Below are 5,154 nucleotides of genomic sequence, written 5' to 3'. Positions count from 1 at the left end.
AGATTTCTTCAGCCAGCCCTACATAAATCATGGTCATTAGTCATTAGTCATTAGGAAATTACCGTCTTCTGCCCCCTGCTCCCCTGCTCCCCTGCTTCTTCTCTTCTCCCCCCTGCACCCTGCCCCCTGCCCCCCTGCCTCTTCTCTTCTGCCCCCTGCCCCCTGCCTCTTCCCACTCCTCACACACTCTTTTTGCCTATTAAGCGGAAAAAAAGCTTCTCCATTTCAATCCAGACAAACATCAAAGTACTGAAACCAAAACAAATAGCTAACTCGCTTAGAGGTAATTCATGAGTTCCAAAGAAAGCACGTATGGGTGGGACGTAAATTAGGATCATCTGCAAAATCGTTGTCACCACTACAGCCCCCAAGACAAACATATTAGAGAAGGGATTCATCTCTATAGTGAGTTTGTTATTAGAACGAATGGCGATCGCATGACCCATCTGTGCTAAACATAACGATGTGAACACCATTGTCTTCCACCGTTCGGGGTCAAGTCCTGGAACCAATATCTGGCAATGGTTATATGCCCACAGCATCAAAATAATCGTGATAATGGCGAAAACAATCCCTATGCGAACGATGTAGGAACCTAACCCCCTAGCAAAAATACTTTCGCGGGGACTAAAAGGGGGACGCTTCATAACATCTGCTTCTGGGGGTTCCACAGCTAAAGCCAAAGCTGGTAAACCGTCTGTTACCAAATTCATCCAGAGAATTTGTAATGGTGTCAGGGGAACCCCTCCCAGTCCGAGAAGTGGTGCTGAAGCAATGGTGAGAACTTCGCCCACGTTACTACCAAGAATGTATTTAATAAAGCGGCGAATATTAGTATAAACAACTCTACCTTCTTTCGTTGCTGCAACGATAGTGGCAAAGTTGTCATCAAGCAAAACCATATCACTGGCTTCTTTACTCACATCCGTGCCAGTAATACCCATCGCAATGCCAATATCAGCTTGTTTCAAGGCTGGGGCATCATTAACACCATCGCCGGTCATGGCGACAAATCTCCCCCGACGTTGCAACGCTTGGACAATTCGCAGTTTGTGTTCTGGAGAAACTCTGGCGTAGATACTTACTAAGTCAACTTGTTGTTCTAATTCCTGGTCAGTTATATGTTGCAATTCTTGACCTGTGAGGACTCTATCACCTTCTTGAGCAATTCCCAAATCAATGGCGATCGCTTGTGCAGTTAGCTGGTGGTCGCCTGTAATCATGATCGGGCGAATTCCGGCATTTCGAGACTCTTGTACTGCTACCCTCACCTCTGGACGTGGGGCATCTAGCATCCCGACTAAGCCCAACCAAACCAAGTTTACCTCAGATGTATCATCCGAACCTTCAGGGGGGATTTCTAGCAGGGGTTTGTAAGCAAAACCTAGTACCCGCAATCCTTTACTTGCCATCTGGTTATTTTCTGCCAAAACTTGCTGGCGTTGTTCGTCGCTTAATGGGGCAGAATTATTACCCTGATGAATCTGAGTACAACGTGCCAAAGTCAATTCTGGAGAACCTTTGGTAAACATTAAATAAGGTTCAGATTCAATCAAACTAGCAATTACCGGGTCTACAGCCGTTACAGATGCTTCACCTGTGCTTACTTCCTCCACTTGACAAATGACGCTCATCCGCTTGCGTTCTGAATCAAAGGGAAACTCGCCAATGCGGGGTAATTTACTATGCCATTGGTCTTTTTCGATGCCGGCTTTTCCCGCCACTGTCACCAAAGCGCCTTCGGTGGGGTCGCCTAAAATTGCCCATTCGCCTTTTTCTTTTTGCAGCACCGCATCATTACAAACGGCAGATGCAACCAGCATTGCAGAGATTTCGGGATAATCTTCGACAGAAATGGCTTGACTATCTAAGAGAAAATCCCCTGTAGGTTCATAACCTTCTCCTGTTACCCGAAAAACATGATTATTAGCATAAATTGACTGCACCACCATTTTATTTTGGGTCAAGGTGCCAGTTTTATCAGAACATATCGTAGTGACAGAACCCAAAGTTTCTACGGCTGGTAGTTTGCGAATCAAGGCATTGTGGCGTACCATGCGCTGAGTTCCCAATGCCAGAGTCACGGTAATTACCGCAGGTAAACCCTCTGGAACCACAGCCACGGCCATACTCAAAGAAACTTCTAAAAGTTCTCGGATGTTGTCAAAACCTCTGGCTTGAATAGTCCCACCGACGACTACAATGGCTACGAGAACCAAGGAACCTGTAACTAGGACATTACCTAGCTGAGTCATGCGCTGCTGCAAAGGTGTCGGCTCATTTTCCACTGACTGCAACATGGTAGCAATTTTACCAAGTTCCGTTCGCATTCCAGTGTGAGTGACTAGTACCTTGGCACGTCCTTGAACGACTTCTGTACCTTGAAAGACTAAATTCAGGCGATCGCCTAATGATGTGTCTTCCGGTAAGATTAAATTAGCCTGTTTGCTTACAGCCTCAGCTTCACCTGTGAGTGCCGATTCCCGCACTTGTAAATTAGATTGTTCAATCAAGCGTCCATCTGCTGCTATTTGCATCCCCGCTTCCAGCAGCATCACATCTCCTGGTACAAGTTCCTTAGCGGCTATCTCCATCAATTTGCCGTTGCGGATGACTCGCACCAAAGGAGAAGTCATTTTTTTCAACGCTGCTAAAGCTTGTTCGGCACGAGTTTCTTGGACATAGCCAAGTATGCCATTGAGAATTACAATCGCCATAATAGCGACCGTATCTTTAAATGGCACTTCTCCAGCCTGAAATTCTCCAGCTTGCCAAGCTATGAAGTCTAAAAAACCAGAAATGACAGCTACGGCAATCAGCATCAATAACATAATGTTCTTGAACTGATCTAGTAGAATTTCCCAAGAACTGCGACCATCATTTTCTTCTAGTTCGTTTTCACCGTACTTTTGTAGGCGCTGTTGCACGTCTTGAGATGTTAAGCCACTGTCTGCGTTACTATCAAGCAGGTCTAAAGCTTTATCAATTTCCCAACTATGGCAAACAGCGTTACTTTCTCCTGACGGAGACTCTTCATTAACAGGCTGAGAATTAGCAGACATTGTGTGTGTCACAGAAATGGTTATAGAATTCGATCATAATTTAGGGATGACTGAAAAAGCATCAACTAAAGTTAAACTCAGAATTTTTACCAAGCTGTGTAACTTGAAAGTAGATGTGTTCCGTAAAACTTGCTAATTTTTCTGGCTTATTCCTATGTATTTATCTGCTAAAAAAGTAGAAATTAACACATTCTGCTTGCTTATAGTAACTCTAAAAACCACCATTTGGGTCATCAAGGATATGCCAAAATTAATTCTGGGCGTGCTAAACCGTTGAATAAATATGCTTAATATGAGTTTTGCACTTCCTAGTCTAATTGCTAGTCAAATGTTTGGTCAAAGAACGATTCGACCGTTAACAGCAGCCACTCTTTGTGGCATTGCTTTCATCAAAGATACACTGCTCGCGATTGATAGTATTAAAGGGCATTTACTGGAAATTGATCCCACCTCTGATAACAGCAAAATCCTAAACCCCTATCAAGTCAGGGAATTTAGCGATGTTGCAGGTCTAGCAGTGTGGTTAGATTCTATCTGGGTGACACGTGAAAACAGTGTTTATCTGTCCAAACTCTCGTCTTTAGGTTTAGAGCATTTTGTCACCTTACCTTATCCTGCTAATGGCGTTGCTGTGTGGGAATCAACAGTTTATGTGAGTTGCCAAAAGCTGGGCAGTATTTTGGTTTTTGATGCTAATTCGCGCAAAGAAATTACCAGATTTTATGCACCTGGAGTCGGGGTGGAAAATTTGGCAGTTAGCGTTGATACCCTTTGGGTTTGCGATCGCACAGAGCAAACCGTCTATTCTATGGACAGAGGCACTGGAGAACTTCAATTTAGCGTGTTAACGCCCTTTGAATATCCCACAGGTATAGCTATACATACCAACGAAGAGACAGGTAAAGAAACCTTATTTGTAGCCTATGCCTCAGAAGAGCCTTATATCAGGGATAACCCCAATGCTGATCCGTGTCATGAACTCACATTCCGCGATCGCACATTTATTCACCCTTTACATTATCATCACGAAGCAGATAAACAATATGCCCTATCTAACGGCTATCTCATTGAAATGTCCTATGCTGAGGAAATTGCACCTTTAGACGAGGTGTATTTACCGGATGTAGAATGGCGCATTGCCCTACCCTCAGAAACCGAACGCCAAAAGTTGAAACACGTTGAACCCATTGGTATCCCTTTTACAGAAGAAATTATAGATGGACAACGTGTGGCAGTCTTTAAATTTGATGCCTTGACACCAGGCGAAAGGCACATATTTGGCTGGAAAGCACTGTTAGAAGTTCGCGGAATTAAGTACCGGATCACCCCAAAAGATGTCGAAAACGCTCCCGAACTATCACCAGAATTTCAAAGTCGCTACCTAGTAGATGACGACGATTTAGCAATGGATACTGACATTGTTCGCCGTGCTGCCAATGCAGCCATTGGTTCAGAAACCAACCTGCTACGGAAAATGTACAATATCCGGAACTACGTTTACGATGAATTATCCTATGGCATTAAACCCCACATTGACACCCCTGATTTAGTCTTAGAACGGGGTATTGGTTCCTGTGGCGAGTATGTAGGCGTTTTACTAGCTCTATGCCGTTTAAATGGCATTCCCTGCCGCACAGTTGGTAGATATAAATGTCCTCCTCATAGTGAACATCAGGGCGTACCGTTGCAACCAGACTTTAACCATGTTTGGTTAGAATTTTACATCCCCGGTTTTGGTTGGTTGCCAATGGAATCTAATCCTGATGATGTAGGTAACTACGGCCCCTACCCCACACGCTTTTTTATGGGTTTATCCTGGTATCACATTGAAATTGGCAAAGGCATAACCTTTGAAACCTTAAGTAGTCAAGGTAAAAGGCTGACGAAAGAAGACATTCCTCTCGGCGATTTGGCAATTAATCACATTCGTTTTACAATTCTTAAAGAATTACCGCCGTTTGGTCATTAGTTCTTGGTCATTGGTGATCGGAAAATTGGGTAGATACTGCAATGAGTTGTAGGGGCGGATTTAGAGATATGATTCATGATTAACCATCATATTAGTAAACCCGCCTCTACTTGGGGCTTGCTG

The 5,154-nt window shown here is 44.0% G+C and carries 2 protein-coding genes; one reads left to right on the top strand and one right to left on the bottom strand.

Annotation, left to right across the window (positions count from 1 at the left end):
• Positions 1-179 precede the first annotated feature (179 nt).
• Positions 180-3,062, bottom strand: coding sequence for a cation-translocating P-type ATPase (locus VB654_RS13945; RefSeq protein WP_323214367.1), 2,883 nt, complete (start codon positions 3,060-3,062; stop codon positions 180-182).
• A 292-nt stretch (positions 3,063-3,354) separates the two neighbouring features.
• Here VB654_RS13945 and VB654_RS13940 point away from each other — a divergent pair, with 292 nt between their 5' ends.
• Entirely contained in the window at positions 3,355-5,031 is a 1,677-nt protein-coding gene (locus tag VB654_RS13940; RefSeq protein ID WP_323214366.1) for a transglutaminase domain-containing protein, read from the top strand.
• The last annotated feature ends 123 nt before the right edge of the window (positions 5,032-5,154 follow it).

Origin of the sequence: Nodularia sp. UHCC 0506, from assembly GCF_034931045.1 — a bacterium.
In the GTDB taxonomy this organism is placed as follows: domain Bacteria; phylum Cyanobacteriota; class Cyanobacteriia; order Cyanobacteriales; family Nostocaceae; genus Nodularia.
This window is presented reverse-complemented; position numbering and strand designations above follow the sequence as displayed.

Bases quoted from the DNA above. Each gene is read 5' to 3' on its own strand.
- VB654_RS13945 (WP_323214367.1), bottom strand. From the start codon at position 3,062: ATGTCTGCTAATTCTCAGCCTGTTAATGAAGAGTCTCCGTCAGGAGAA.
- VB654_RS13940 (WP_323214366.1), top strand. From the start codon at position 3,355: ATGAGTTTTGCACTTCCTAGTCTAATTGCTAGTCAAATGTTTGGTCAA.